The following is a 25,215-nucleotide window of genomic DNA, read 5'->3' as shown; positions in this document are numbered from 1 at the left end:
CGGCAATGTCCGCCGGGGCCTCTGGCGCGGATCGACGGGTCGCCGCTGCTCCTGGTGGCGCTCCCGGCGGTCGGCGCCCCCTCCCGGACCGCGTACCGTGGTCGTGCCGCAGGGAGCGGCCGTGAAGGGTTCGGGATGAAGATCAGCCAGCTGCGCCACTTCGTGGCGGTCGCCGAGGAGCTGCACTTCGTGCGCGCCGCCGAGCGCCTCGGCATCTCGCGGCAGAAGCTCGACTCCTCCGTCGCCGCCGTCGAGCTCGACCTCGGCAAGCCGCTCTTCGAGCCCGGTGCCGCCGCCACGACCCTCACCGCGGCCGGGCGGCAGCGCCTCGCCTCGGCCCGCGAGGAGCTCGCCGCGCTCGGCGACGAGCCGGAGGCGGCCCCGAAGTCGGGAGGCAAGGCCAAGGCCTCCAAGGGGACCGGGCGCGCGCCGATCGTCAAGGGCCAGCCGAAGCCCTACAAGCGCCGCCAGTCCCGCTGACGCGCAGTGTCCGATCGGCGGAGGTGGTGGGCCCTACCGGGCTCGAACCGATGACATCCACGGTGTAAACGTGGCGCTCTACCAACTGAGCTAAAGGCCCCCGTCGCGGGCGCACCCGCGGACGATCGACTCGATCCTACGGCAGGCGGAGCGGCCACCTGCGGGCACTAGCCTCGGCACATGACCGCCGACAGCGACTCCCGGGCGAGGCGGCGCGCCGAGAGCCGCTGGCCCGCCTCCGCCGCGATCCTGGTGGCCGTCGCCCTGAACGTGGCCGGCCACAGCGCCGACACCTCGATGGTCCGCCTCGTCGCCGCCGGCATCACGCTCGCGCTGCTCGTGCCGCTGTTCGTCGTCAACCCGCACCGACTCGACAGCGAGACGCGCTGGTCGCGCGGGGTCTCCATCGCCCTGGCGGTCGTGCTCGCCGTGGCGAACCAGGTGAACGTGGTCGCCGTGGTGATCGACCTCGTCGACGGGACGGCCGACGGCCCGCCGCTGCTGCTCACCGCGCTCCAGGTCTGGGTCACCAACGTCGTCGCGTACGCGCTGCTGTTCTGGGAGCTCGACCGCGGCGGTCCGGTCGCCCGCGGAACGCTCCCCCGCACCGAGCTGCCGGCGGCCGACTTCGCCTTCCCGCAGGACACCTACCGCGACACCGCGCCCGAGGTCGCCGCGACCTCCTCCGATCGCGCCGACTGGCGGCCCGGATTCGTCGACTACCTCTCGGTCTCGACGACGAACACCATGGCGTTCAGCCCGACCGACACGATGCCGCTGTCGAGCCGGATGAAGCTCCTGATGATCGCCGAGGCGTTCACCGGATTCGTCCTGCTGGCTCTCGTGATCTCGCGGGCCGTCAACATCCTCAGCTGACGACCGGGGCGGTCCGCCTCCGGAGGGTCAGACGTGCGCGGGGGCGAGCGCGTCGATCGCGGCGCGGTAGGCGTCGATCGAGCGCGCCTCGCCCGGGGCGGTCATGAACGTGTCCCGGATGACGCCGGCCTTGTCGATGAGGAAGGTCGCGCGGGTCGCGTAGCCCTTCGCCTCGGTGAACACGCCGTACTGCTTGGCGACGTCGCCGTGCGGCCAGAAGTCGGAGAGGAGCGTGAAGTCGTAGCCCTGCTTCTCGCCCCAGGCGCGCAGCGTGTGCTTGGAGTCGACCGAGATGCCGATCAGCTCCACGTCGGCGTGCTCGAAGAGGGAGAGGTTCTCGCGCAGCGCGCAGAACTCGCCCGTGCAGGTGCCGGAGAAGGCGAGGGGGAAGAACACCAGGGCGACGTTGCGCCGCCCGTGGAAGTCGCCCAGCTGGATGCGCTCGCCGTACTGGTTCGCGAGTTCGAAGTCGGGAGCCAGGGTCAGCTTCTCGAGAGCCATCGGTCCGATGTCCTTCCGTGCGCACGAGAGTCGCGCGAGCACGAGGGGCAATGCTAGACCCGCTCCGCGCAGACTCCAAGGAACGGCCCGTCTCCCCCGATCACGGGCCGGTCGACGCGTCCCGTCTGGCGCTCTCCTACAGTCGTCGGCGCCCATTCCTCGTGGATCACCACAGTGCGATTCCAGGTTCGGGGCACGGGAATCGCTAGGCTGACGGAGGTGCCCGCGCGCGGCTCGTCATCCGAGCCCCGGATCCGCGGATCCGCACCGCTTCATGAGAGTGATGTCTCGGGCACGATCTGCCCCCAGAGAGAGGTCGAGGGTGACTGTTAACGATCAGGACCCGTATTCCGTCGGTCACGTGGACTCGGACCCCGAGGAAACGTCGGAGTGGAACGAGTCGCTCGATGCGCTCGTCGAGGAGCGGGGCCGGGGTCGCGGGCGCGACGTCATGCTCAGCCTCCTCAAGCGCTCCAAGGAGCTCCACCTCGGCGTGCCGATGGTGCCCACCACGGACTACATCAACACCATCGCGCCCGAGAACGAGCCCGACTTCCCGGGCGACGAGGACGTCGAGCGCCGCTACCGCGCGTGGATCCGCTGGAACGCGGCCATCCTCGTGCACCGCGCGCAGCGTCCCGGCATCGGGGTCGGCGGCCACATCTCGACGTACGCGTCGAGCGCCTCGCTGTACGAGGTCGGCTTCAACCACTTCTTCCGCGGCCAGGACCACCCGGGCGGCGGCGACCAGATCTTCATCCAGGGCCACGCCTCCCCCGGCCCGTACGCGCGCGCCTTCCTCGAGGGACGCCTGAGCGAGCACCAGCTCGACGGATTCCGCCAGGAGAAGTCGCACCGGGGCGGCGGGCTCTCCAGCTACCCGCACCCGCGGCTCATGCCGGAGTTCTGGCAGTTCCCGACCGTGTCGATGGGCCTCGGCCCGATCAACGCCATCTACCAGGCGCAGGCGAACAAGTACCTCACCAACCGCGGCATCAAGGACGCCTCCGACCAGCAGGTCTGGGCGTTCCTCGGCGACGGCGAGATGGACGAGGTCGAGTCGCGCGGTCAGCTCCAGGTCGCCGCGAACGACGGCCTCGACAACCTGAACTTCATCGTCAACTGCAACCTCCAGCGCCTCGACGGACCCGTCCGCGGCAACGGCAAGATCGTGCAGGAGCTCGAGTCGTACTTCCGCGGCGCGGGCTGGAACGTCATCAAGCTCATCTGGGGCCGCGAGTGGGACGACCTGCTCGCCCGCGACACCGAGGGCGCGCTGCTCGACCTGATGAACAAGACGCCCGACGGCGACTTCCAGACCTACAAGACGGAGGACGGCGCCTACGTCCGCGAGAACTTCTTCGGCCGCGACCCGCGCGCCAAGAAGCTCGTCGAGGGCTACTCCGACGAGCAGATCTGGGGCCTGCGCCGAGGCGGCCACGACTACCGCAAGATCTACGCGGCCATGAAGGCCGCGACGGAGCACAAGGGCCAGCCCACCGTCATCCTCGCCCACACCATCAAGGGCTACGGTCTCGGCCGCAGCTTCGAGGGCCGCAACGCGACCCACCAGATGAAGAAGATGACGCTGGACAACCTCAAGTCGTTCCGCGACACCATGCGCATCCCGATCACGGACGCGCAGCTAGAGGAGAACCCCTACCTGCCGCCGTACTACCACCCCGGTCAGAACGACGAGGCGATCGAGTACCTGCAGGAGCGCCGCCGCGCGCTCGGCGGCTACCTCCCCGAGCGCCGCTCGAAGTACACGCAGCTGAACCTTCCCGAGGACTCGGCCTACGCGGTCGGCAAGAAGGGCTCCGGGACGCAGGAGATCGCCACCACCATGGCGTTCGTCCGCATCCTGAAGGACATCCTCCGCTCGAAGGACTTCGGCAACCGCGTCGTCCCGATCATCCCGGACGAGGCGCGCACCTTCGGCATGGACGCGTTCTTCCCGAACGCGAAGATCTACAACCCGCGCGGCCAGCACTACACGTCGGTCGACCGCGAGCTCCTCCTGGCCTACAAGGAGAGCCCGCAGGGCCAGATCCTCCACGTCGGCATCAACGAGGCGGGCGCCCTCGCGGCGTTCACCGCGATCGGCACCTCGTACTCGACGCAGGGCGAGCCGCTCATCCCGGTCTACGTCTTCTACTCGATGTTCGGGTTCCAGCGCACGGGCGACGCGATCTGGGCGGCCGGCGACATGATGTCGCGCGGCTTCATGATCGGCGCCACCGCGGGACGCACCACGCTGACCGGCGAGGGCCTCCAGCACGCGGACGGGCACTCCCCGATCCTCGCGGCGACCAACCCCGCCGTCGTGAGCTACGACCCGGCCTACGGGTACGAGATCGCGCACATCGTGCAGTCCGGACTCGAGCGCATGTACGGCGGGAAGCACACCGACCCGAACGTCATGTACTACATCACGGTCTACAACGAGCCGATCGTGCAGCCGAAGGAGCCGGAGGACGTCGACGTCGAGGGCATCGTCCGCGGCATCCACCGCATCTCCTGGGGCCAGTGGGACGGGCCGAAGGCCCAGCTCCTCGCCTCGGGCGTCGCGGTGCCGTGGGCGATCGAGGCGCAGAAGCTCCTCGCCGAGGACTGGGGCGTCTCGGCGGACGTCTGGTCGGTCACCTCGTGGAACGAGCTGCGCCGCGACGGCATCAAGGCCGAGCAGCACAACTTCCTCCACCCCGAGGACGCCGAGCAGGTGCCGTACGTGACGCAGAAGCTGGCCGACGCGAAGGGCCCCTTCGTCGCCGTCTCGGACTTCTCGCACCAGGTCCCCGACCAGCTGCGCCAGTTCATCCCGGGCGACTTCGCGACGCTCGGCGCGGACGACTTCGGCTTCTCGGACACCCGTGCGGCGGCGCGGCGCTACTTCCAGATCGACGGCCCCTCGGTCGTCGTGCGGACGCTGCAGCTGCTCGCCAAGCGCGGCGAGGTCGACCCCTCGCTCGCCGTCCAGGCGATCGAGAAGTACCGCCTCCTCGACGTCAACGCCGGCACCACCGGCAACGCGGGCGGCGAGAGCTGACGGACGAGTCCGTGCTCTCGCAGGAACCCGCACCGTCGAGTGCGCGGGGTCCTGCTCCTGCGGCGGAGCGTCCGGCCACCCGGCCGGGCGCTCCCCGCACGAAGGAGCAGACCCTCGCCTGGCTGCGCACCCTCGCCGGTGAGCTCTCGACGCAGACGATCAAGCGACTCGAGGACACGCTGCCCTGGTACGGCAGCATGCCCCCCGGTCGGCGCTCGGCGGTCGGCCTCGTCGCCCAGGCCGGCATCACCTCGTTCATCTCGTGGTTCGACGACCCGTCGGCCACGCCGTGGATCGCGGCGGACGTGTTCGGAGCCGCTCCCCGCGAGCTGCTGCGCTCCGTCTCGCTGACGCAGACGCTGCAGCTGATCAAGGTGACGGTCGAGGTCGTCGAGGACCGGATCAAGAACGGCGGGGAGGACCTCCGCGAGGCGATCCTCCTCTACTCGCGTGAGATCGCCTTCGCCGCGGCCGACGTCTACGCGCGCGCCGCCGAGGCCCGAGGTCTCTGGGACGCGCGCCTGGAAGCGCTGGTCGTCGACTCGATCCTCACGGGCGAGGCCGACGACGAGCTGCCCAGCCGGATCGCCGCCCTCGGCTGGCACGGCCACGGCGAGGTCGCCGTCCTGGTGGGCACCGCTCCCAAGATGCTCGACGTCGACCAGCTGCGCCGCACGGCCCGGCACATGGACGCCGACGTGCTGATCGGCGTGCAGGGCAGCCGGCTCGTCCTGGTCATCGGCCGCGCCGAGCCGAGCGAGAACGCCACGGAGGAGACCGGCCCGCCGGTCGCGTTCCTCGAGATCGCGGAGGCGCTCGAGCCCGGCTTCGGGACCGGCCACCTCGTCCTCGGCCACGAGGTGCCGACCCTGGTCGAGGCGTCCCGCAGCGCCCGCGCGGCCCTCGCAGGGTTCGCGGTCGCCCGCTCCTGGCGGAACGCGCCGCGACCGGTCAACGCCGACGACCTCCTTCCCGAGCGCGCCCTCGCCGGCGACCCGCTCGCCCGCCAGAGCCTCATCACGCAGATCTACCGGCCCCTGCAGAAGCACTCGACCGAGCTTCTGACCACGCTGTGGGCCTACCTCGACAACGGCCGCTCCCTCGAGGCGACCGCCCGCGAGCTGTTCGTGCACCCGAACACGGTGCGCTACCGCCTCAAGCGGGTCGCCGAGGTGATCGGCTGGGACGCGACGGGCGCCCGCGAGGCGCTCATCCTCCAGTCCGCCCTCATCCTCGGCTCCATGAGCGACCCGGACGGCGCCGTCCGCCGGAAGCCGTCCCGACGCTGAGGCCCTCCGCTCGCCGAACCCCTCCCGCCCCTGAACACTTGTAGACCCGCGACAAGCTCTTTGTGCTTTGTCAGTGGCTCCACGCGCCGCACGTGCGAGCGCAGATCGGAAGACTGAATACCGTGATCGTCGTCGTCGCCCCGGGTCAGGGCTCCCAGACCCCCGGATTCCTCGCCCCCTGGCTAGAGATCCCCTCCGTGGCCGAGCAGGTCGCCGCGCACTCGGAGGCGGTCGGCATCGACCTCGCCGCGCACGGCACCGTCTCGGACGCGGACACCATCCGCGACACCGCGGTCGCCCAGCCCCTGATCGTCTCCGCGGGACTCGTGAGCCTCGCCGCCCTCCTCGAGGGCGGACGGCGCGAGCGCATCGCGGGCATCGCCGGCCACTCCGTCGGCGAGATCACCGCGGCCGCCGGAGCCGGGGTCCTCACCGAGGCCGACGCGCTGGTGTTCGTCCGCGAGCGCGCCCGTGCCATGGCCGCTGCGGCCGCCGCCGAGCCGACCGCGATGAGCGCGGTCCTCGGCGGCGACGAGCAGGCCCTGATCGCCCGTCTCGACGAGCTCGGCCTCGAGCCGGCCAACTACAACGGCGGCGGGCAGATCGTCGTCGCCGGCGCGGTCGACGCGCTCGAGGCACTCAAGGCGGAGCCGCTCCGCGGGACCCGCGTGATCCCCCTGCAGGTGGCCGGCGCCTTCCACACCCGCTACATGGCGCCCGCCCGCGACTCCCTCGCCGGCGTCGCCGCCGGGCTGACCCCCTCCGACCCGACGCTCCGGCTCTGGACGAACCGCGACGGGTCGGTCGTCGACTCCGGTGCCGCGTTCCTCGAGCTGCTCGTCGGCCAGGTCGCCTCCCCCGTCCGCTGGGACCTCTGCATGGCGGCCTTCGCCGACGCGGGCGTCACCGGGATCATCGAGCTGGCACCCGCCGGCGCGCTGGTCGGCCTCGCCAAGCGCGGCCTCAAGGGCGTGCCGAGCATCGCCATCACGACCCCCGACGACGTGGACGCCGCCCGCGCCTTCCTCGACGAGCACGCCGCCTAGCAGGAGAGACCCCATGACGACCCCTTCCCTCACCCAGTCCAGCGGCAGCGCGTACACCCGGATCCTCGGCATCGGCGCGGCACGCGGCGACCTCGTCGTCCCGAACGACGACCTGATCGAGCCGATCAACTCCTCCGACGAGTGGATCCGCCAGCGCACCGGCATCATCGAGCGCCGCCGCGCCTCCGCCGACATCCACGCGGTCGACCTCGCGACCACCGCCTCCCTCGAGGCGATCGAGAAGGCGGGCATCCGCCCGGACCAGATCGGCGTCGTGCTCGTCTCCACGATCAGCAACACCGTGCAGACCCCGTCGCTGGCCGCGCTCCTCGCGGACCGCATCGGCGCGAACCCCGCCCCGGCGTACGACATCTCGGCCGCCTGCGCCGGCTACACCTACGGCATCGCCCAGGCCGACTCCTTCATCCGCTCCGGCCTGGCCGAGTACGTGCTCGTCGTCGGAGCCGAGAAGCTGTCCGAGCTGGTCAAGTCGACCGACCGCAGCATCTCCTTCCTCCTGGGCGACGGCGCGGGCGCCGCGGTCGTCGGCCCCAGCGACACCGCCGGCATCTCGAAGACCGTGTGGGGATCCGACGGCTCCAAGTGGGACACCGTCGGCATGGACAACCCGCTCGCGGCCTACCGCGACGGCACCGCCGAATGGCCCACCCTCCGCCAGGACGGCCCGTCGGTCTTCCGCTGGGCGGTCTGGGAGATGGCCAAGGTCGCCAAGCAGGCGCTCGCGGAGGCGGGCGTCCAGCCCGAGGACCTCGCCGCGTTCATCCCCCACCAGGCGAACATGCGCATCATCGACGAGCTCGCGAAGCAGCTGAAGCTCCCCGAGACCGTCGCTATCGGCCGCGACATCGAGACCACCGGCAACACCTCCGCCGCGTCGATCCCGCTCGCCACCCACCGCCTGCTCGAGGAGCACCCGGAGCTGCACGGCGGACTCGCGCTGCAGATCGGCTTCGGCGCCGGACTGGTGTTCGGCGCGCAGGTCGTGGTGCTCCCGTGACCGGCGCGACCCCACCCCTAAACTGACCTACGGTCACTGACGAACACCCGAAGAACCCCCAAGGAGAGAACCATGGCACTGTCCAACGAAGAAGTCCTCGCCGGCCTGGCCGAGCTTGTCAACGACGAGACGGGCATCGCCACCGACTCCGTCGAGATGGACAAGTCGTTCACCGACGACCTCGACATCGACTCCATCTCGATGATGACCATCGTCGTCAACGCCGAGGAGAAGTTCGACGTGAAGATCCCCGACGACGAGGTCAAGAACCTCAAGACGGTCGGCGACGCGGTCCGCTTCATCGTCAAGGCGTCCGAGTAGTCGTCGCCCGCGCACCCCGTCCTCGTGGCGGACACCCCGGCCGGCGATCGTCGGCCGGGGTGAGCCCGGCACCCACCCACACGGAACAGAGAAGCTCGTCATGACCAAGAAGATCGTCGTCACCGGAATCGGTGCCAGCACTCCCCTCGGCGGGACCGCCCGGGAGTCCTGGAACGCACTCCTCGCCGGCGAATCAGGCGTCCGCTCCCTCGAGCAGGACTGGGTCGCCCAGTACGACATCCCGGTCACCTTCGCCGCCCAGGCCAAGGTCCGCCCGGAGGAGGTGCTCTCCCGCCCGGAGGCGAAGCGCCTCGACCCCTCCAGCCAGTTCGCGCTCATCTCGGCCCGCGAGGCCTGGGCCGACTCCGGCATCACCGACGTCGACCCGCTCCGCGTGGGCGTCGACTACTCGACCGGCATCGGCGGCCTCTGGACCCTCGTCGACGCGTGGGACACCCTCCGCGAGCGCGGTCCCCGCCGGGTCCTCCCGATGACCATCCCGATGCTCATGCCCAACGCGGCCGCCGCCGCGATCAGCATGGCCATCCCCTCCCGCGCCTACGCCCGCACCGACGTGTCGGCCTGCGCCTCCAGCACCGAGGCCCTCGCGAACGCCTACGAGCACATGCAGCTCGGCCTCGCCGACGTGGTCGTCGCCGGCGGCACGGAGTCGGTCGTCCACCCGCTCCCGATCGCCGCCTTCGCGTCGATGCAGGCCCTCTCGCGCCGCAACGACGACCCGGCGACCGCCTCGCGCCCCTACGACGTCTCCCGCGACGGCTTTGTCCTCGGAGAAGGCGCCGCGACACTCATCCTCGAGACCGAGGAGCACGCCCTCGCCCGCGGAGCCCGCATCTACGCGGAGCTCGCCGGCGGCGCCGTCACCAGCGACTCGTACCACATCACGGCGCCGGACCCCGAGGGCTCCGCCGCCGCCCGCGCCATGATCGGCGCCCTAGAGCAGGCCGGAGCCGCGCTCACCGACGTCACCCACGTCAACGCTCACGCGACGAGCACCCCGGTCGGCGACATCGCCGAGTACCGCGCCCTGCTGCGCGTCTTCGGCGACCACCTCCCGAACATCGCCGTCTCCGCGACCAAGGCGTCCACCGGCCACCTCCTCGGCGGCACCGGCGCGCTCGAGGCCATCTTCACCGTGCTCGCCCTCCACGAGCGCACCGCACCCCCCACCATCAACCTCTTCGAGCAGGACCCCCAGATCCCCCTCGACGTCGTCACCAGCCCCCGCGCCCTCGGCGACGGACCGCTGGTCGCCATCTCGAACTCGTTCGGGTTCGGGGGGCACAATGCTGTTGCCGCTTTCCGGACGGTGTAGCGGGGCGTAGCCCCGCTCCACCGTGCGGAAAGCGGGCTGCGCCGCTCCTTGCGCGGCGCAGGCGCGTCCGCTGGGGAGGGGGGCGGGGTTTCCGAGGGCCGGTGCGGTGCGGCGACGGTGATCCGCTGGAACGCGGATCCCCGGATACGCCTCGTGCCGCGAGGGATCTGCGCCGCCGTCTGGTGCGGGCTGGTGAGCACGCCGTGCTGGTGGGGAGCGCGGGCTTCGCCGCGGCTCGGGTCGGATGCTCGGATCAACGAAGCTGTCCGGGTGGGAGCGCGGGCTTCGCCGCGACTCGGGTCGGACGCTCGGATCAGGGCGGCTGCGCTCGTGGGGAGCGTGCGCCACGCCACGCCACGACTCGAGCCGTCGGCGTCGTGCGCAACAGAGGTGCGGGCGGCTCCGCGAGTCTTCCGACGCCCTCCGCCGGAACGCGGTGCTCCGCCGACCGTCTGGTCGACGTGCGCAGCGAGCGGCAACCGTGAGGCGACGGCGCGACTTCGAGGCGGGCCTCTGCCGGAACAGGGGTCCGCTGGCCGCCTGGTTCATGGAGGCGGGAGCGAGCGGCCCCCGCGAGGCGTATCCGCCGATCCGCGTGCCAGCGGATCGGCGTCGCCGGACGCAAGCCGCTCCACGGAACCCGACCACCCGACCGAGCCGACTGCGCGACGCCGCGCGAGGAGCGGCGTCGAACGAACTCAGCCGACCCCGTGCATCCAGACGACGGGGGCGAAGTCGCCGCCGTAGCGGAAGGGCTCGAGCTCGTCCTCCCAGGCCTGGCCGAGGGCGAGGCGCAGCTCGCGGTGCAGCTCGATGGGGTCGGCGCCGGCGAGCTCCATGGCGGAGCGGATGCGGTCCTCGGGCACGACGGTGTTGCCCGCGCTGTCGGTCTGGGCGTAGAAGATGCCGAGCTCGGGAGTGTGCATCCAGCGGCCTCCGTCGACGCCGGGCGAGGGCTCCTCGGTGACCTCGTAGCGGACGTCGGCCCAGCCGCGGAGAGCGGACGCGATGACGGCACCGGTTCCGACCGGGCCCTCCCAGGCGAACTCGGCGCGCAGGGTGCTGCGGAGCACGGGCTGCTCGATCCAGGCGAAGTTCACGGCACGACCAAGGGCGCGACCTGTCCCCCACTCGAGGTGGGGGCAGAGCGCGCGGGGGGCGGAGTGCACGAAGAGCACACCCCGAGTCTGCTGCGCCACCATGGTGTCCTCCGTTCGTCCCGGTGCGTCTTCCCCAACGACCCGGACCACGGAACACTCTGCGGTGCGCCTTCTTCGATTATGACGGTGGACGTGCCACCACGCCCGATCATGCAGGAGCGGCGGACCTCCGTCAAGGCGGCTCGCCGCGCCTGCTCGACCGGCCGTGGGCGGCTCCTGCCTATACTCGGGTCGTCCGCGCCGCCGGACGCCGCACACCGCCAGACGCCCGCCGGGAGGAGCACCGTGTCCGTCCGCGACGGCCTGCTCGCCCTGCTCACGCTCGGCCCCGCCTACGGCCTCCAGCTGCACGCCGAGCTCCTCGACCGTGCCGCGCACCGGCCCCGGGTCAACGTCGGCCAGATCTACTCGACGCTCGAGCGCCTGCGCGAGCGGGGCCTCGTCGTCTCGGCCGGGTCCACCGACGACGGCCTCCCCCTGCACGCGCTCACCGGCGAGGGCCGCGCGGAGGCGGCCGCCTGGCTGACGGGTGGCGGAGCGTCCCCGGAGGAGGACTGGGACGACGTCCTCGACCGGGTGCTGCTGGCCTCGAGCCTGTCCGGCGCCGACCTCGCCGCCGTCCTCGACGCGTACGAGAGCTCGCTGCCCGCCACCGCCGACGAGCAGGCGGAGGAGGAGGACGCGCACCCGCAGCGCCGCCTCGCCGCGATCGCCGCCCGCGTGCGGGAGGAGGCCCTGCGGCGCCTCCTCGAGGCGGCCCGCGACGAGCTCACGGGCGACGGGCCGGGACGGGGCGTCCGCGGATACGCTCTCGAGCGTCCCCGCCGGGGCCGTCGAGCCTCGAGCTAGGACGAGACAGGCGCGGGTGCCGTCGCCTAGGGTGGTTCGCATGTCCCGCACCCCCCTCGGTCTCCGCGTCCCCTCCCGGGCGCGCCGGCGCCTCGTCGCCGCCGGAGCGGGCACGGTCCTCGTCCTGTGCGCCGCCCTCGCCGCCCCGCTCTCCGCGTCCGCCGCCTACGACCCGTCCGACTACCCCTCGTGGTCCGATGTCGAGGCCGCGAAGTCGAGCGAGAGCGCCACCGCCGCCGAGGTCGACCGCATCACCGCCTTCCTCGCCGACCTGCGCGACCAGGCCGCCGCCCTCACCGACGCCGCCATCAGCCGGGCCGCCGAGGCGGACGCCGCGCAGAGCGCTCTCGACGAGGCGACCCAGCGCGTGAGCGCCCTGGAGGAGCGCGCCTCCGCCGCCCGCTCGGACGCCGACGCAGCGAAGGAGCAGGCCGGCCGTCTCGCCGCGCAGCTCTACCGCAACGGCGGGACCGATGCGACGCTCAACCTCCTCATCGGCGGCGACGAGTCGAGCGAGCTGCTCTACCGCCTCGGCACCATGACGCAGCTCACCCAGCAGACCAGCCGGCTCCAGACCGCGGCGCAGTCGACCGAGAACCAGGCCGTCTCCCTCGCCGCTCAGGCCGAGCAGGCCCGGGGCGAGCGCGTCTCCCTCGCCACCGCCGCGGCCGACGCGCTCTCGGTCGCCCGCTCCGCTCAGGCCGAGGCCGACGCCAAGGTCGCCGACCAGGAGAAGTACAGCCAGGAGCTCTACACCCAGCTCGCCTCGCTCAAGAACACCACCGCCGAGATCGAGCGGGAGTACGCCGACGGCCAGGACGCGAAGTCGGCGTTCGAGGAGCAGCAGCGCCTCTCCCGCCTCGCCGCCGAGGCCGAGGCCGCCCGCCAGCGCGCCGCGTCGGCTCCCGCCGCGGCCGCGGCTCCGGCAGCGCCCTCCAACAGTGGAGGCGGCGGAGGCGGCCCGGTCGAGCTCGGCGACGACGACCCGACCGGCGCGCGCAACAGCTCCGCCAAGACCATCGCCGCCCTCGGCACCTACGCCGGACGCACGGACGGCCTCTCCCCCGCGCAGGCCCAGGCCTACGCCCGGACCGCCGTCGGCCGCTTCGGCTGGGGCGCCGACCAGGTCGACCGGTGCCTCATCCCGCTGTGGAACGGCGAGTCGGGATGGCGCTGGAACGCGCTGAACCGCTCCTCCGGCGCCTACGGCATCCCGCAGGCCCTCCCGGCGAGCAAGATGGCCAACTCGGGAGCCGACTACCAGACGAACGCGGCGACGCAGGTCGACTGGGGCCTCTCGTACATCAAGAGCGCCTACGGCTCGCCCTGCAACGCGTGGTCGAGCTGGAACAACCGCTCGCCGCACTGGTACTGATCCCGCGTCTCACTTCGCCTGGTCGTAGGAGTCGACGACGGCGACGGTGACCGGGAAGTCGACCTCGCCCACTCCGAAGAGCGAGCGTCCGGCGCGCACCGCCGCCTCGCGGACGATCGCGGCGACCCGCTCGCCGACGTCGGCGGGAGCGTGCACGATCACCTCGTCGTGCAGGAAGTAGACGAGGTGCGCCCGGCCGACCGCGCCGCCCTCGGCGCGCAGTCGCGCCCGCAGCTCGCCCATCCAGCAGAGCGCCCACTCGGCCGCGGTCCCCTGCACCACGAAGTTGCGGGTGAAGCGTCCCCACTCGCGCGCTCGCGCCGCATCGGCCGAGAGCCCCTCGGGGCCGGGAGGCGAGCTGCGCCCGAGCCACGTCGAGACGCTCTCGCCGCGCTCCCCCGCCCGAGCCGCCGCCTCGACGTGCGCGACCGAGCGCGGGTAGGCACGGGCGAGCCTCGGGAGCAGCCGTCCGGCCTCCCCGCTCGTCGCCCCGTACATCGCCCCCAGCATCGCGACCTTCGCCCTCGGCCGGTCGGGGACCACGCCGGCGTCGACGATGCCCTGGTAGAGGTCGCGGCCCCGCCCGGCGGCGGCCATGGCCGAGTCGCCCGAGAGCGCGGCGAGGATGCGCGGCTCGAGCTGCGCGGCATCCGCGACCACGAGGCTCCAGCCCGGATCCGCGGTGACCGCGGCGCGGATCTGCCGCGGCAGCTGCAGCGCCCCTCCGCCCGAGGTCGCCCAGCGGCCGGTGACGACGCCGCCCACCACGTACTCCGGCCGGAACCGTCCGTCGCGCACCCACGCGTCGAGCCATGCCCAGCCGTTGGCGGTGAGCAGCCGGGAGAGCTTCTTGTACTCCAGGAGGGGCGGCACCGCGGGATGCTCGAGGGACTGCAGCTCCCAGGAGCGCGTCGACTCGACCGGCAGCCCCGCGCGCCGCAGCGCCTTGAGGAGCTCGGCCGGCGAGTCGGGGTTGAGCTCGGGCGCGCCGAGCTCGTCGCGCAGACGGACGGCCAGCGCCTCCAGCAGGGCCGGGCGGCCGCCGAAGAGCGGGCGGGGGCCGAGCATCCCGGTGAGCACCCGGTCGTGCACATCGGCGCGCCACGGCAGCCCCGCGTGGGCGATCTCGCGAGCGATCAGGGCGCCGACGGACTCGGCGGCGAGCAGCAGGCGGAGCCGGCCGGCCTCGGCGGCGCCGGAGAGCGCCTCCTCCTGCCGGGCCAGCTCGAGGACGGGGTCGAGCTCGTCGGAGCCGCCCGCCGCCTCCTCGAATCCGATCAGCGTGTCCTGCGCGGCGGGAGCCGCGGCTCCCGCGTCCCACGGGTCGAGGGGCGAGCGCGCGAGAGCCGATGCGGCGGCGGAGACCGAGCGGCGGAGGATCGCGCGGGCCAGCCGGAGGTCGTGGCACCGGGCGACGACCACGCCGGCCGACAGCAGTGCGGGGTACCAGCGCGCGGTGTCGTCCCAGACCCAGCGCGGGCGCTCCGGCTCCCGCTCCCGGACGAACGCCGCCAGCTCGGCCGGGCCCCGGCCGCTCCCGGCCTCGGCGACGCCGACGGGGTCGACCGCCCGCCACGCCCCCGTGGGGCCGCCGACGAGTGCGAGGAGCATCGGGCCATTCTCCCCCGTGGCGGACACGGAGGCCGCCGTCGCGGGGACGGCCGGGCCCCCTCTCGCTGAAGGAGTCACGGCGACGGCCGCGAGGGCGGGTAGCCGGGGAAGGGCTTCTCCTGCGCTGTCGGCGGCTGATGGGCCCACAGGGCGGCCGCGATGGTGTCCATCGAGCGGGAGTAGCCCACGAGCGTCCGCCTCTCCGGCTCCGCCGCCCAGGTCACCGCGCGGAACCAGGTCTCGCGGTACGGGCCGGTCTCGATGCGGCGCACCAGGCCGATCCGGCCGGTGCGCAGGGCGTCGACCATCACCCACTCGTCCTGCCCGCTGCTGCGCAGCATCTGGAGCGGACTCCACTCGATCATCGCGCCTCCCACCGGTCGATCCGCGGCCGTGGCGAGCACGAGCGCCGCGGCGTACACTCGCAGACTATCGAACACATGTTCGAACGGCCAACCGGGTCCGGCGAGTGAACGGGAGCACGACGATGGCGGTGATCGACGAGACGGCGCTGGTCTCGACCGACGGCGAGGGAGTGCCGATCGCGCTCGAGTGGCGGGGCGGGAGCTACCGGGTGACCGACCGGCCGACGGTGTGGACCTGCACGAGCGAGTGGTGGGCGCCCCTCGAGGGGTTCCCGCCGACGTTCGGGCGCACACCGGTGAGCATCGGCGGCTGGCGCTTCCAGGCGACGGACCTCGCGACCGGCGGCGCGTTCGTGCTCGACGTGGTCGCGTCGACGGAGCCGCAGTGGAGCGTGGTGCGGATCTACGAGTAGTGCCGGCGCGAGGCCGGCCGGGCGGCTACTTGTCGGCCGACCAGGGCGCCCGCGTCATGGCGATGAGAGCCGCGACTCCGGAGACGAGGCCGACACCGGCGATGGCGGACACGACGAGCCAGAGAACGAGTTCCATGCCACCAGTCTACCGAGCCCCGGAGCGGATCCTCTCCTCCCCGCTTCCATCCCCCGGCTGTGGAATAGCCTGGGCAGAGTGACCGACGCCCCCACCCGCGCGAGTGTCGGACTGCGCTCGGAGCGCGGCCCGATCCTGCTGTCCCTGATGATCTCGACCGCTCTGGTCGCCCTCGACGCCACGATCCTCTCGACGGCCGTGCCGTCCATCGTCGCCGACCTGGGGGGCTTCGAGCAGTTCCCCTGGCTGTTCTCGATCTACCTGCTGGCCCAGGCCGTCTCGGTCCCCCTCTACGGCAAGCTCGCCGACGTGATCGGGCGCAAGCCCATCATGCTGATCGGCATCGCCCTGTTCCTGGTCGGCTCGCTCCTGTGCGGCCTCGCCTGGAGCATGCCCGCGCTGATCGCGTTCCGAGCCCTGCAGGGCCTGGGGGCCGGAGCGATCCAGCCGATGGGCATCACCATCGCCGGCGACATCTACACGGTCGCCGAGCGTGCGAAGACCCAGGGCTACCTCGCGAGCGTCTGGGGCATCTCCTCGGTCGTCGGGCCGACCCTCGGCGGCGTGCTCTCGGACCTGGGCGCCTGGCGCGGCATCTTCCTCGTCAACATCCCCCTGTGCCTCCTGGCGGCGTTCCTCCTGATCCGCAGCTTCCGCGAGACCACGCGGGGCGAGAAGCAGCGGATCGACGTGGCGGGCGCCTCCGTGCTCGCCGTGGGCACCGCGCTGCTCATCCTCGGGCTGCTCGAGGGCGGCAGCGCCTGGCCGTGGCTCTCCCCCGCCGGAGTCGGCGTGTTCGTCGTCTCGGCCCTCGCGTTCGCAGGCTTCGTCGCGATCGAGCGGCGAGCTGCCGCCCCGGTGCTCCCCCTCTGGGTCCTCACGCGGCGCGTGCTGATCTCGACCAGCCTGGTCTCGGTGACCGTCGGCGCGATCACGCTCGGCGTCACCTCGTACTTCCCGACCTTCGCGCAGGGCGTGCTCGGCAGCTCCGCCCTCGGCGCGGGCTTCGCCGTCGCGGCGATGACGCTCGGCTGGCCGGTCGCGGCGAGCCTGTCGGGCCGGCTCTACCTGCGCATCGGCTTCCGCAACACGGGCTTCCTCGGAGCGGGGCTCGTCGTGATCGGCACGGCGCTGACCATCCTGCTCGGCGCCTCCTCGACGCTGTGGGAGATCGCCGGCTTCTGCGTGCTGATCGGCGCCGGCATGGGGCTCGTGGCGACTCCGACGCTGATCCGGGCGCAGTCGAGCGTCGACTGGAACGAGCGCGGAGTGGTCTCCTCGACCAACTTCTTCGCCCGCAACATCGGCAGCGCCGTCGCCGTGGCCGTGTTCGGCGCGATCGTGAACGCGAAGGCGGGCGGCGGCGTCCCCGCACCGGCGGACCTCGCCGAGGGCACCCGCTTCGTCTGCATCGCGCTCACGGTCCTCGCCGTGGGCATGCTCGCCGCGGTCTGGGCGATGCCGAAGGAGGGGCGCACCGCGCCCGGAGAGGATCGGGCGGCGGAGGCCGAGCCCGACGCGGCCCGGCCGGACGCGGCCCAGCCCTAGCCGTCAGGCGGCGCCGTCGGTTCTCGTCGTCAGCCGGAGCGGCGCGCCGCGGCCGTCGCTCGCAGGCGGTCGCGGTGGGTGCGGCGCACCCGGTGCGTCCAGCGCTGCAGGGACGACCCCATCCCGGGGTGCCGCGCCAGCGTGTGCAGAGCGCGGTCGAACCGGCGGAGCATGTCGGCGAAGGCGCCGAAGGGGCGGGCCGAGATGCCGACCTCGAGGTGGCGGTCGAGCACGATCCGGTGCCGGAGTCCCAGGTGCACGCTGATCTCGACGTCGTCGTGCACGTAGGCGTCGTGCCGGTGCATCTCCTCCGCGATCTCCTCCCACGCCGACCGGCGGACGGCGCAGTTGGAGCCGAAGAGCGGCCAGTTGGCCAGCGCCGACCCCATCAGCACGAAGTAGGCGTCCATGTAGGCGACCCGCGCGATCACCCGGGCGATCGGGCCGAGCTCGTCGAAGCGTCCGGGACCGGTCACCGCTCCGACCTCGGGATCGGCGAAGTGGCCGGCCAGGCGCGCCAGCCAGTCGGGTCCCGGGCGGGAGTCGGCGTCGAGCCGTGCGAGGACGTCGCCGTGCGCCTCGTCGAAGCCGTGCGCCGTGCTCGCCGGGATCCCGGCTCCGTCGTGCCGCACCACCCGCGCGCCCGCCGCTCGCGCGACGGCGGCGCTGTCGTCGGTGCTCCCGTCGTCGACGACGACGATCTCGAACGGAGCGAGCGTCTGCTCGCGGAGGAGCTCGAGCAGCTGCTCGAGGTGGCGGGCGTCGTCCTTCACGGGGACGACGACCGAGATGCGCCGGTGATCCATCCGCCCAGTCAACGCGATCGGGGCGCTCAGCGGGGACACCGCCACGCGTCTCGCGCGAGCCCGGACCTGTCAACCGGCTCCCGAGCGCGCCGGATCCGCTGATGGGATCGACCCGTGTCCGCCGGATCGGCGGCCCGATCGAGACAGGAGACGACATGACCCAGGGACCTCGAGACTTCCAGCCCACCCGTGCACTGGTGACCGCTTCTGACTCCGGCATCGGCCGGGCGACCGCGGTGGCACTGGCCGAGGCGGGCATGGACGTCGGCATCACCTGGCACAGCGACGAGGAGGGCGCGCAGGGCACGGCGGAGGAGGTGCGCTCCCTCGGCCGGCGCGCCGAGATCGCGCGCCTCGACACGACGGATCTGGAGGGCGCGGGCGACGTGATCGACGACCTCGCGGATCGACTGGGCGGGCTCGACGTCGCCGTCAGCAATGCGGGCGGAGGCGGAGGCGAGCCCTTCCTCGAGCAGAGCCTCGACAGCTGGCGCTCGACCGTCGCCCTGAACCTCGACGGAGCGTTCGTCTGCCTCCAGCGCGCCGCGCGGCGCATGGCGGCCCAGGGCACGGGCGGCAGGATCATCGCGGTCACCAGTGTCCACGAGCACCAGCCGCGGGTCGGCTCCGTCGCCTACACCGCTGCTAAGCACGGGCTGGGCGGCCTGCTGAAGGTGGCCGCACTCGAGCTCGGCTCCCTCGGCATCACCGTCAACGCCGTCGCCCCCGGGGAGATCGCGACGCCGATGAACGACGCCGAGGATGTGGACCCCGTCACGATCGACCGCCCCGGCATCCCCCTCGGCCGCCCCGGCGACGCCCGCGAGATCGCGGCGGTGGTCGCCTTCCTGGCCTCTCCCGCCGCCTCCTACATCACCGGATCCTCGTACGTCGTGGACGGCGGGATGCTGCAGATGGGGCCGCAGGCCGGCTCCCACCTCCGGCAGGACGACTGGCGCGAGGCCTGAGCCGCCGACCACGGCGCCCGCCCGCCGGGTACTCTCGAAGAGGTGCTCCGGCGGGCGGGGCGCCTGCTCCGGGATGTAGGTGACGCACGTGTGGTTCCGGCGTCGACGCAGGTTCAAGATGGAGCCGTACGACCCCGATGAGAACCCGTCGCGCGAGCCCGCCTCCGTCGAGGAGGCCGCCGAGGAGGGCCTGATGCTCGCGCAGTACGCGAGCCGGATGGCCGTGAAGAACCGTGTGCTGATGGACGGCCTCGGTGCTGACGTCCCCTTCGACTCGGGCCGCTACTCCGTCGTCGCCGCGGAGGAGCTCGAGAAGCTGGCGCGCGAGTCCGAGGCAGCCGCCGAGCGCCTGCGCGGCATCGCCGCCGACGTGACCTCGGTGGGCGGCCGCTCCGACCACGTGCACGACTACCGCTCGGCCGACGTCGACAACCTCGACCACCGCGAGCGGCTCTCGCTCCTGGTCGCCGACTCCCTCCACAGGCGGGCGCAGGACGAGGAGTACCTCGCGACGCTCGTCGACGACGCCCGTCAGGACGCGTGGCGCGAGCTCGCGCAGTCGATCGAGGAGACCCTCGACCGCACCTCGCGGATCGACCCGGACGACGAGGAGTACCGCCGCGACCGCTCGGTGCGGATGGCGCTCGTGGTCGTCGACGACCTGGTCAAGCTGGCGGAGGAGCGCGGCGTCAGCCTCGAGGACTGACGGGCTCGTCGTGGGACGCCGGGACGGGGCTCAGGCCCAGCCGGCGCGGAACGACTCGGTCGCCTCGGCGGAGCGCTCCCGGACCGACTCCAGCAGCTCCTCCATGGTGGAGCTGCGGAGGAACGCGAGGCGGTCGAGCTCGGTGACCGGTGCGACGCCGGCGAGCTGCCAAGCGTGCGCGGCCGGATCCTCGGCGAGCTCGACGACCGCGCCGTAGCGCTGCTCGACGAACTCGCTCGCGACCGCCAGTGCCGTGCGGACCGCCGACTCCGCCGCAGCCAGCGCGGGGGCGTGCTTCTCGTCCCACTCCAGATCGGGCAGCAGGCGGACCTCGGCGCGCGGGTACGGGTCGTCCTCGTACCAGCGGACGACCTCGAAGCGCTCCTCTCCCACGGAGTCGAGCGTGACGAACGACTCCGCCCCGTCGATGTTCAGGATGCGCGCGCGGGCGCCGACCGCGAACCGCTGGTCGCCGCCGCCCACCTCCTGGCCGCGCTCGATGAGCACGACGCCGAACGCGAGGGTCTCGTCCTCGAGGACGTCGCCGAGCATCCGCAGGTACCGCGGCTCGAACAGCCGGAGCGGGAGCGGCATGTGCGGCAGGAGCACGGAGCCGAGCGGGAACATCGGAAGATCAGGCACAGGATCAGGCAATCACGTCGAGCGGGGAGCGGCCAGTACGGGCGCGGCGCGTCGGGACGTGCTAGCGCATCGCGCCACCGTGTCGTCCGCTCGCGGATGCTCGCCACGCCCCGGACGATCTCCGACGGCCCGGACCCACCCGCGAGGCGCCCACTCAGACTGGGAGCATGGATCTCGCTGACCTCCGCGCCGTCGTCCGCGCGGACCTGGCCGCCAAGGGCCACGCCTCCGACCGGCTCACCGTCCTCGTCCTCCGACTCGGGCAGTACTCGAGCTCTCGGAGGACCCGGCTCCCCCTCCACCTCGTCTACCGCCTGGTCGATCTCGTCTGGACCCGCATGATCGTCGGAGCCGAGCTGCCGCCGGCCGCTCAGGTCGGGCCCGGCCTGCGGCTCCCCCACTGGGGCCGCGGCGTGATCCTGCACCCGCGCACGGTCATCGGGAGGAACGCGTTCATCTACCACGGCGTCACCATCGGCGAGTCGAAGGGTCGGACGCCCGTCATCGGCGACGACGTCTACATCGGCGCCCGCGCGACGATCGTCGGGGACGTGACCGTCGGCGACCGTGTGCGGGTCGGAGCCGGCGCCGTCGTTGTCCGCGACGTCGCATCCGACTCGTCCGCGGTCGGCGTGCCGGCGAGGACCGCGTCGGCGCCGTCCTGAGGCACGGCCCGTCGGCCTGACGGGGCCGGACCGTCCGCTCCGACGAGAACGACATCAGGTGGAGGTCCGACCCGGCGCTGGAGACGAGGAACCACCGCGGGTGGAGCGGAGTAGGGCGTACGGGACTTGAACCCGTGACCGACGGATTATGAGTCCGCTGCTCTGACCGGCTGAGCTAACGCCCCGCGGCGGCCGTCCGAGCGGCCGTCAGGTGGCGGCGGGTGCGGACGCTGCGTCGGAGGCCGGATCGGCCACCGGCTCCCCACGATACAGGCTCTCGAAGGTGCTGATCGTGCGGTTGATGTCGTGCGCGGCGACGATTTGGAGGGAGGCGCGCTTCATCGCCTCGAGGTCCTCCTGGTCGGCCGTGAGCACGGCGGTGAGGCGGTCGGCGAGGGCCTCGGCGCTGCCCGGCGCGAAGAGGTAGCCGTTCTCGCCGTCGTGGACGAGGTGCGGGAGGGCCATCGCGTCGGCGGCGACGACGGGGAGGGCCGAGGCCATCGCCTCCATCGTCGCGATGCTCTGCAGCTCGGCGATGGACGGCATGGCGAACACGGTGGCGCGCGTGTACGCCTCCTTGAGCTCGGCATCCGAGACGTAGCCGGTGAAGCGCACGCGGTCGGCGATGCCGAGGGTCGCGGCGAGCTGCTGGAGGTTGCGCATCTGGTCGCCGCCGCCGACGATCTCGAGCTTCGCGTCGAGCGCCGGATCGAGCAGGGCGACGGCGCGGAGCAGAACGTCGATGTGCTTCTCGCCGGTCACGCGGCCGACGAAGAGGATCGAGTCGCCGGCGCGGGCCGAGAAGTCGGGCGTGTAGTTGTCGGCGTCGATGCCGCAGGAGATGGCGTGGACGCCCCGGAGGCCCGTGTACTTCTCGAGGAACTGCGCGGCCTTGCGGGTCGGCGTGGTGACCGCCTCCGCCCGGCCGAAGGTGCGGCGCGCGGCCCGCCACGCCATTGCCACGGCCTTGGCCTGCACGGCCTTCGGCAGGAGGGTGAACTCGAGCATGTTCTCGGGCATGAAGTGGTTCGTGCCGACGATGCGGATGCCGCGCTTGGCCGCCTCGATCCCGAGGCCGCGGCCGACGATGATGTGCGACTGGAAGTGCACGACGTCGGGCTTCACCTCGTCGAGGATGCGCGCGCTGTTCTGCCGGATGCGCCACGGCATCGCGAAGCGCAGCCAGTCGTGCGGGTACCAGCGCCAGCTGTAGAGCCGGTGCACGATGATCCGTTGGCCCTCGTGCGTCTCGACCCGGGTGCCGCTCCAGCCGTCGGCCGAGGGGGCGACGACGTGGACCTCGTGGCCGCGCTGCGCGAGACCGGCGGCGAGGCGCTCGGCGAACTTCGCGGCTCCGTTCACGTCGGGAGCGAAGGTGTCGCAGCCGATCACGACCGTCAGCGGTCGGGAGTCGGGCGATCCCGGTCGGGACGCGTCGCGGGGATCTGACACGGGAGGTCCTATCGGTGTCGTGCCGCTCGGGGAGAGAAGGGAGCGATCGGCGGAGGTCGGTCGGTTTCGTGGCTCTCGGCGCGGACCCATTGTAGGCAGAGGAGTCCTCACCACTCGGGATCCCGCGCCGTCAGCGCGCCTGCGGGTGGTGCTTGGCGAGGAGGAAGACGCCGTAGATGGCGACGGCACCGGCCGCGATGAAGAGCGGGATCGCCCACGGGGCCGCGTACTGCGCCTCTCCGAGCACGACGATGCCGATCGCGACGGCGACCAGCGGGTCGATGACGGTGAGGCCCGCCACGACGAGGTCCGGCGGGCCGGAGGAGTAGGCGTTCTGAACGAAGTACCCGCCGAGCGCGGTCGCGGCCAGGAGCGCCACGATGCAGACCACCGTCAGCGCGTCGAACTCGCCGTACTTGATGCGGTTGAGCACGACCTTCGCGAGAGTCGCGACGAAGCCGTAGACCACTCCGGCGCCCACGATGTAGAAGATCGCCTTCGCTCCGCGGCGGAAGACGCGGAAGGCGACGACGAAGACCGTGAGCACCACGGCGAGGATCACGAGGATCGTGATGAGCTCGGGCGTCTGGATGGACTTGTCGACCGCGTTGAACGCCGCTACGAGGACGAACGTGCCGACGCCTCCGACGCAGAGCACGATCGCCCGGATCGACGCCGCGTTCAGGCGCACCCGGCTGACCCGCGCGTTGACGACCGCGGTGATCACGAGCGCCACCGCTCCGAGCGGCTGCACCACGATGAGCGGGGAGAAGCCGAGGCTCGTCAGCTGGAAGACGATCGCGAGACCCAGGAGCAGGGTGCCGATCACCCACGAGGGGCGCGAGAGCAGCGCGACCAGCTGGCCGCCGCTGAGCCCGGAGGAGCCGGAGCGCTTCGAGAACCGCTCCACCTTCGCCACTCCCCGGTGCTGGAACTGCGCGCCGAGGGAGAGGAACACCGCGCCCACGAGAGCGATCGGGATGCCGATGAACTTCGCCGGGTCGTTGAGGAGTTCGGCGAGATCGGCGGGCATGGGGTCGACCCTACCCAGAACGCCTCCGGGAGTCCTCCGACGCACGGGTGAGGGGCTGAGCCCAGCGGATGATCCTCGCGGACCCGGTCGGCGGCCCCGCGGTACCCTGTCCCCCATGGCCGTCCTCCCCATCCGCATCGCCGGCGACCCCGTCCTGCACTCCCCCGCCGCCCCCGTCACCGAGTTCGACGATGCGCTGCGCACCCTCGTCGCCGACATGTTCGAGACGATGGACACCGCCCCCGGAGTCGGCCTCGCCGGCCCGCAGGTCGGCGTCCCGCTGCGCCTGTTCGTCTACGACTACGCCGACGACGACGGCACCCCCCGCCGCGGCGTCGCGATCAACCCCGAGCTGTTCGTCACGCCGACCCCGCTCGGCGAGGCGGACGAGGACACGGAGTCGGAGGGGTGCCTCTCCTTCCCCGGCGAGCGCTTCCCGCTCCGCCGCTCCGAGCGGGCGATCCTCCGCGCGGTCGACCTCGAGCAGGAGCCGTTCGAGATCGTCGCGGACGGCTGGTTCGCGCGCGTGTTCCAGCACGAGTTCGACCACCTCGACGGCGTGCTCTACATCGACCGCCTCGAGCACGACTACCACAAGCCGGTCGCGAAGATCACCCGCAAGCGCGGCTGGGGCGGCCCCGGCGTCTCGTGGCTGCCCGGCGTGGAGCACCTCGAGGACTGACTCAGGCCAGGTCGACCCCGTGCACGCCGTTGTGGTGGCGGATCGCGGGGAACGAGGCGGTGACGCTCCGGCCGACGCCGGGCGTCCGCTTCTCGGTCACGTCGCCGCCGAAGAGGGCGGCCCGCTCGCGCAGCTCGGCGAGCGCGGGGCTGTCGATGCGCTCGGTGAGCGAGCGCAGGTCCGCCTCGAGAGCGCTGGCGTCCTGCTCCGCCGCGCCGTGCTGCTCGCGGTCGTCGTCGACCTCCACCCGGAGGCCCGTGGTCGTCCATCGGGAGCTGATGCGGACCTCGGTCCCCGCGCCGCCGGTCTCCAGCGCCGAGTCGAAGGCGTACTCGAGCACCCGGAGCACGGCCACCTCGGCGCCGTCCTGCAGCGGGAACGGCTCGCCGAACGACTCCTCGCGGACGCTCAGGCCTCGCTCGCGGGCGCCCTCGATCAGGGGGACGGAGCCGCCGGTGCGCGGCAGCTCCCCCGGATCGACGGAGGCGACGGTCGCGATGCGGCGCAGCTGCGCCAGCGAGGCCTCGGCCGCCCGCACGGCACGCTGCGCCGACCGCGCGGCTGCGGCGGGGTCGCGGTCGATCGTGAGCCGGACGCTCTCGGCCTCCTCGACGACGTGCGCGGCGCTGCGGACCGCGAGCTGCTCGAGCTCGCCGACGATGCGGAGCCTCGCCTCCTGCTCGCCGACCGCCAGCTCGAGGCGGACGACGCGCGCCGCCTCCTCCGCACGGCTCTCGGCGGCACGGCGCTCGGCGCCGACGGCGCGGCGCCACAGCACGACGACCGCGACCAGGGCGATCAGGGCGAGGACGAGGACGACTTCGAGCACGACGGCCTCCGGGGGGACGGGACGGGTTCGGCACAGGAGCGCCGGAGAGAGATCGTACC

25 protein-coding genes and 2 tRNA genes are annotated in these 25,215 nt (G+C 72.6%); 16 read left to right on the top strand and 11 right to left on the bottom strand.

Annotation, left to right across the window (positions count from 1 at the left end):
* Positions 1 to 135 precede the first annotated feature (135 nt).
* Complete coding sequence (locus C5C50_RS09685; protein ID WP_104223469.1) at positions 136 to 480, top strand: LysR family transcriptional regulator; 345 nt, start codon at positions 136 to 138, stop codon at positions 478 to 480.
* A 24-nt stretch (positions 481 to 504) separates the two neighbouring features.
* Here C5C50_RS09685 and C5C50_RS09680 read toward each other — a convergent pair.
* Positions 505 to 580: transfer RNA gene (locus C5C50_RS09680), tRNA-Val, on the bottom strand.
* An 80-nt stretch (positions 581 to 660) separates the two neighbouring features.
* Between C5C50_RS09680 and C5C50_RS09675 the strand changes: the two genes are divergently transcribed.
* Positions 661 to 1,356: a hypothetical protein gene (locus tag C5C50_RS09675; protein WP_104273340.1), complete on the top strand. Its 696-nt coding sequence runs from the start codon at positions 661 to 663 to the stop codon at positions 1,354 to 1,356.
* A 27-nt stretch (positions 1,357 to 1,383) separates the two neighbouring features.
* Here the strand turns inward: C5C50_RS09675 and C5C50_RS09670 are convergent, their stop codons facing one another.
* Positions 1,384 to 1,857: a peroxiredoxin gene (locus C5C50_RS09670; protein ID WP_104223507.1), complete on the bottom strand. Its 474-nt coding sequence runs from the start codon at positions 1,855 to 1,857 to the stop codon at positions 1,384 to 1,386.
* Positions 1,858 to 2,179: 322 nt separating this feature from the next.
* Here C5C50_RS09670 and aceE point away from each other — a divergent pair, with 322 nt between their 5' ends.
* The 6 genes from aceE (at position 2,180) to C5C50_RS09640 (ending at position 9,916) form a co-directional block, all read left to right on the top strand.
* Positions 2,180 to 4,906, top strand: a complete 2,727-nt coding sequence (aceE, locus tag C5C50_RS09665; RefSeq protein WP_104223467.1) for a pyruvate dehydrogenase (acetyl-transferring), homodimeric type — start codon at positions 2,180 to 2,182, stop codon at positions 4,904 to 4,906.
* Positions 4,907 to 5,028: 122 nt separating this feature from the next.
* A complete protein-coding gene (locus C5C50_RS09660) occupies positions 5,029 to 6,195 on the top strand; it encodes a CdaR family transcriptional regulator (RefSeq protein WP_181027189.1) in 1,167 nt (388 codons plus the stop codon).
* Between the two features lie 122 nt (positions 6,196 to 6,317).
* Positions 6,318 to 7,241, top strand: coding sequence for an ACP S-malonyltransferase (locus C5C50_RS09655; protein ID WP_104226672.1), 924 nt, complete (start codon positions 6,318 to 6,320; stop codon positions 7,239 to 7,241).
* 13 nt (positions 7,242 to 7,254) lie between these two features.
* Positions 7,255 to 8,259: a beta-ketoacyl-ACP synthase III gene (locus C5C50_RS09650; RefSeq protein ID WP_104223464.1), complete on the top strand. Its 1,005-nt coding sequence runs from the start codon at positions 7,255 to 7,257 to the stop codon at positions 8,257 to 8,259.
* Between the two features lie 72 nt (positions 8,260 to 8,331).
* Positions 8,332 to 8,580, top strand: a complete 249-nt coding sequence (locus C5C50_RS09645; protein ID WP_104223463.1) for an acyl carrier protein — start codon at positions 8,332 to 8,334, stop codon at positions 8,578 to 8,580.
* Positions 8,581 to 8,680: 100 nt separating this feature from the next.
* Positions 8,681 to 9,916, top strand: coding sequence for a beta-ketoacyl synthase (locus tag C5C50_RS09640; protein ID WP_104226673.1), 1,236 nt, complete (start codon positions 8,681 to 8,683; stop codon positions 9,914 to 9,916).
* 698 nt (positions 9,917 to 10,614) lie between these two features.
* On the opposite strand, the gene C5C50_RS09635 is transcribed toward C5C50_RS09640, so the two are convergent.
* On the bottom strand, positions 10,615 to 11,118 hold the full coding sequence (locus C5C50_RS09635) for a DUF3145 domain-containing protein (RefSeq protein ID WP_104226674.1): 504 nt from the start codon (positions 11,116 to 11,118) through the stop codon (positions 10,615 to 10,617).
* A 243-nt stretch (positions 11,119 to 11,361) separates the two neighbouring features.
* Between C5C50_RS09635 and C5C50_RS09630 the strand changes: the two genes are divergently transcribed.
* The gene (locus tag C5C50_RS09630; protein WP_181129978.1) at positions 11,362 to 11,925 is read left to right on the top strand and encodes a PadR family transcriptional regulator; all 564 of its coding nucleotides are present in this window, start codon (positions 11,362 to 11,364) and stop codon (positions 11,923 to 11,925) included.
* A gap of 40 nt (positions 11,926 to 11,965) precedes the next feature.
* On the top strand, positions 11,966 to 13,300 hold the full coding sequence (locus C5C50_RS09625; RefSeq protein WP_104269256.1) for a hypothetical protein: 1,335 nt from the start codon (positions 11,966 to 11,968) through the stop codon (positions 13,298 to 13,300).
* A gap of 9 nt (positions 13,301 to 13,309) precedes the next feature.
* On the opposite strand, the gene C5C50_RS09620 is transcribed toward C5C50_RS09625, so the two are convergent.
* Together C5C50_RS09620 and C5C50_RS09615 are read right to left on the bottom strand one after the other, a co-directional pair.
* Entirely contained in the window at positions 13,310 to 14,911 is a 1,602-nt protein-coding gene (locus tag C5C50_RS09620) for a bifunctional 3'-5' exonuclease/DNA polymerase (protein ID WP_104226676.1), read from the bottom strand.
* Positions 14,912 to 14,985: 74 nt separating this feature from the next.
* A complete protein-coding gene (locus C5C50_RS09615) occupies positions 14,986 to 15,276 on the bottom strand; it encodes a hypothetical protein (protein WP_146076962.1) in 291 nt (96 codons plus the stop codon).
* 128 nt (positions 15,277 to 15,404) lie between these two features.
* Here C5C50_RS09615 and C5C50_RS09610 point away from each other — a divergent pair, with 128 nt between their 5' ends.
* Together C5C50_RS09610 and C5C50_RS09605 are read left to right on the top strand one after the other, a co-directional pair.
* Positions 15,405 to 15,689 carry a hypothetical protein gene (locus tag C5C50_RS09610; RefSeq protein ID WP_146076961.1) on the top strand — a complete coding sequence of 95 codons (285 nt, stop codon included), beginning with the start codon at positions 15,405 to 15,407 and terminating at the stop codon, positions 15,687 to 15,689.
* 283 nt (positions 15,690 to 15,972) lie between these two features.
* Positions 15,973 to 17,373, top strand: coding sequence for an MDR family MFS transporter (locus tag C5C50_RS09605; protein WP_104263019.1), 1,401 nt, complete (start codon positions 15,973 to 15,975; stop codon positions 17,371 to 17,373).
* A gap of 29 nt (positions 17,374 to 17,402) precedes the next feature.
* On the opposite strand, the gene C5C50_RS09600 is transcribed toward C5C50_RS09605, so the two are convergent.
* Positions 17,403 to 18,179 (bottom strand): glycosyltransferase family 2 protein, encoded by a 777-nt coding sequence (locus C5C50_RS09600; protein ID WP_104223456.1) that lies wholly within the window; start codon positions 18,177 to 18,179, stop codon positions 17,403 to 17,405.
* Positions 18,180 to 18,334: 155 nt separating this feature from the next.
* Between C5C50_RS09600 and C5C50_RS09595 the strand changes: the two genes are divergently transcribed.
* Together C5C50_RS09595 and C5C50_RS09590 are read left to right on the top strand one after the other, a co-directional pair.
* The gene (locus tag C5C50_RS09595; RefSeq protein ID WP_104273352.1) at positions 18,335 to 19,147 is read left to right on the top strand and encodes an SDR family oxidoreductase; all 813 of its coding nucleotides are present in this window, start codon (positions 18,335 to 18,337) and stop codon (positions 19,145 to 19,147) included.
* Positions 19,148 to 19,265: 118 nt separating this feature from the next.
* Positions 19,266 to 19,853, top strand: coding sequence for a hypothetical protein (locus C5C50_RS09590; RefSeq protein ID WP_104223455.1), 588 nt, complete (start codon positions 19,266 to 19,268; stop codon positions 19,851 to 19,853).
* A gap of 30 nt (positions 19,854 to 19,883) precedes the next feature.
* Here the strand turns inward: C5C50_RS09590 and C5C50_RS09585 are convergent, their stop codons facing one another.
* On the bottom strand, positions 19,884 to 20,495 hold the full coding sequence (locus tag C5C50_RS09585; protein WP_244229436.1) for an LON peptidase substrate-binding domain-containing protein: 612 nt from the start codon (positions 20,493 to 20,495) through the stop codon (positions 19,884 to 19,886).
* 167 nt (positions 20,496 to 20,662) lie between these two features.
* Between C5C50_RS09585 and C5C50_RS09580 the strand changes: the two genes are divergently transcribed.
* Positions 20,663 to 21,160: a DapH/DapD/GlmU-related protein gene (locus tag C5C50_RS09580; RefSeq protein ID WP_104247517.1), complete on the top strand. Its 498-nt coding sequence runs from the start codon at positions 20,663 to 20,665 to the stop codon at positions 21,158 to 21,160.
* Positions 21,161 to 21,271: 111 nt separating this feature from the next.
* On the opposite strand, the gene C5C50_RS09575 is transcribed toward C5C50_RS09580, so the two are convergent.
* The 3 genes from C5C50_RS09575 to C5C50_RS09565 all read right to left on the bottom strand — a co-directional run bounded on the left by C5C50_RS09575 (position 21,272) and on the right by C5C50_RS09565 (position 23,645).
* Positions 21,272 to 21,345 (bottom strand) — tRNA-Ile (locus C5C50_RS09575).
* Between the two features lie 22 nt (positions 21,346 to 21,367).
* Positions 21,368 to 22,612 (bottom strand): glycosyltransferase, encoded by a 1,245-nt coding sequence (locus tag C5C50_RS09570; protein WP_258063521.1) that lies wholly within the window; start codon positions 22,610 to 22,612, stop codon positions 21,368 to 21,370.
* 130 nt (positions 22,613 to 22,742) lie between these two features.
* Positions 22,743 to 23,645, bottom strand: coding sequence for a DMT family transporter (locus tag C5C50_RS09565; protein WP_104273337.1), 903 nt, complete (start codon positions 23,643 to 23,645; stop codon positions 22,743 to 22,745).
* A 115-nt stretch (positions 23,646 to 23,760) separates the two neighbouring features.
* On the opposite strand from C5C50_RS09565, the gene def reads away from it, so the two are divergent.
* Positions 23,761 to 24,327 (top strand): peptide deformylase, encoded by a 567-nt coding sequence (gene def, locus C5C50_RS09560; RefSeq protein WP_104223450.1) that lies wholly within the window; start codon positions 23,761 to 23,763, stop codon positions 24,325 to 24,327.
* Position 24,328: 1 nt separating this feature from the next.
* Here the strand turns inward: def and C5C50_RS09555 are convergent, their stop codons facing one another.
* Positions 24,329 to 25,156 (bottom strand): hypothetical protein, encoded by an 828-nt coding sequence (locus C5C50_RS09555; protein WP_104223449.1) that lies wholly within the window; start codon positions 25,154 to 25,156, stop codon positions 24,329 to 24,331.
* Positions 25,157 to 25,215 lie beyond the last annotated feature (59 nt).

The sequence above is a fragment of the Rathayibacter sp. AY1D9 genome (assembly GCF_002932395.1).
In the GTDB taxonomy this organism is placed as follows: domain Bacteria; phylum Actinomycetota; class Actinomycetes; order Actinomycetales; family Microbacteriaceae; genus Rathayibacter.
Note: the sequence above shows the minus strand (reverse complement) of the source record. Positions and strands in the feature narration are given on the sequence as shown.